2 protein-coding genes are annotated in these 2186 nt (G+C 57.2%); both read left to right on the forward strand.

Annotated features, from left to right (window positions below; genetic code table 11):
- Positions 1-620: 620 nt before the first annotated feature.
- Positions 621-1514, forward strand: coding sequence for a restriction endonuclease (locus tag RT582_RS22385; RefSeq protein ID WP_101274157.1), 894 nt, complete (start codon positions 621-623; stop codon positions 1512-1514).
- Between the two features lie 9 nt (positions 1515-1523).
- A partial coding sequence (locus RT582_RS22390) for a hypothetical protein (protein ID WP_313480092.1) occupies positions 1524-2186 on the forward strand: 663 nt, incomplete at its 3' end.

Here is a 2186-nt window from a genome sequence, read left to right on the forward strand (position 1 = left end):
GCCGAGCTGAGTGCTCCTCCTGCCTTGATAGAGGTGGGGTTTATGGAGCGCTTACCTTACAAGGGCCATCCCTAGCCCTTTAAGCCTCTCGCCGCATCCATGCAGCTCGCCCCCCTACACAACACCTCCACTCGGCCTCCTGACAGGGATCGGAGTCCGAGTCGCCCGGAGGTTCGAGCGTCACTTGTTTGGTTTTTTTGCAGGGTATCAAGCGACACCAACCGCCCCTTCAGGAGGGTGAGCGGAATCGCCGTGGAAGGGGTTGAGCGGCATGGATGCCGCGAGAGCCGCGATGGGCCAGGGATGGCCCTGCGCGGCGTGCCTCTGGAACGGCGATGGAGCGAGCGAACCCGGAGCGAAGCGCAGGGCCGGATGGAGGGGCAAGCGTTTTTGGTTACTTTTGTCGCGACTGACAAAAGTGACCCGCCCAGCAGGGCGGAACAGAAGTTTCGCCCCTGAAGCGAGTAGCCGGTATATGACGGATTGAAAAGGCTTCGCCATTTCCACCCCGTCGTCAGCCCAAACGCCGACGGTCACCCAAGCGCACAAATCGCTTGCCGATCATCCGGTCTACCGGCACATTGCGCTGCGCAATCATCTAGCCATCACAAGGACGCGATATGGCCCGCCGCCGCAAGCAATCCCCTTTCGAAGACCTGATCGATCTCGCAGCATTAATGCCCTGGTGGATCACCCTTCCACTGGCGCTCATCGCGTACCTGTGGCTCAACAGCATCGTCACTTCACCGATACCGGCACCAGCCAATCCACCCGATTTAGGCAGCCACATGTCCGGCATGATGCTTCGCGGATTGGCGGTACCCGCGCAGTACTTCGTCCCTGCCGCGCTGGTATTCGGAGCCATCGCTTCGATCTTTGGCCGCCTACGGCGCAAGAAGCTCTTCGACTCCGTCGCAAGCGACGAGAACACGCTGGAATCCATAAGCTGGCGCGAGTTCGAGTTGCTCGTAGGCGAGGCGTTCCGACGCAAAGGTTTTTCCGTTCAGGAGACTGGCCAAGGTGGGGCCGATGGCGGCATCGACTTGGTGCTGCTCAAGGATGGAGAAAAGTACCTAGTCCAATGCAAGCAATGGCGCCGCCAGCTGGTCCAGGTGAACGTAATACGTGAGTTGTTCGGTGTCATGACGGCCGAGGGAGCAAAAGGCGGCTTCGTCGTTATATCGGGCCGGTTCACCGAGGACGCCAAGACGTTCGCCCAAGGCAAAAATCTGCAATTGATCGAAGGCGCTGAGCTGAACGACATGATCCGCCAGAGTCGTATGATCAAGTCACGCCAGGTAACCCGGCCAGCAACGAGCAAAGCATCCGATCCGCGGAACGCGACGCCAACAGGCCCCGTCCCGTCTCCTAGCGCAGCGCAAGTCTCGTGCCCGGTCTGCCAGGCGCCAATGGTCCGCCGCGTGGCCAAGCGCGGAAGCAATGCCGGCAGTTCGTTCTGGGGCTGCTCTCAGTACCCCAAATGCAAGGCCATTCGCACCGAGGCGACGGCGTAAGGCCCTTTTATGACCGATGAGAATCACGGAATGTATGGCTTAGATTTGGGCAAAATAGACTGCCTAGACACGCTTCTTGATGCCTGGGAAAAAACATTCGACCGCGATGTTTACTTCAATCGCGACGGAATTATTTCAAACGAGCACTGGATGAACGCAAACGTGAAAATCCTGTTCGTGCTAAAGGAAACCAACAAAGCCAAACAAAATCTGACCACCGCCATACAGATAGCACTACGATCAGAAAAGAGTGGTTGGTGGAAAGGCAAAGTACTTCGCAGGGTCGGCCGATGGGCTTACGGCCTCGCAAAGTACACAGGAGAAGTTCCCAGCTTCGAAAACGCGAAAGCCTGCGGCAAAGAAGCTACTTGGGGTGTCGCCTATATAAACATGCGGAAGACCGCGGGCGGAGCCAGAACCGAGGCAAAGTCATTTGACATTCACGTCAAGAAATATGCTCCCTACATAAGGCGCCAGATCGAGCTCATCAAGCCCGACATCGTCGTGCTCGGTGGAACTTTCAGGTATTTGAAACGACACGTCTTTCCTGAGATGCGCCATATCTGCACGCGTATACACAAGCAAGGAGGGCGGCGGCAAAAACTGAGTGCAACACTTGACCTTTCCGGTACGGTGCTGCCCCTATGTCTTATACCGAACTCAGCGTTGAAG

This window comes from Stutzerimonas kunmingensis (assembly GCF_032106285.1).
Lineage (GTDB): Bacteria > Pseudomonadota > Gammaproteobacteria > Pseudomonadales > Pseudomonadaceae > Stutzerimonas > Stutzerimonas kunmingensis_B.

Bases quoted from the DNA above. Each gene is read 5' to 3' on its own strand.
- RT582_RS22385 (WP_101274157.1), top strand. From the start codon at position 621: ATGGCCCGCCGCCGCAAGCAATCCCCTTTCGAAGACCTGATCGATCTC.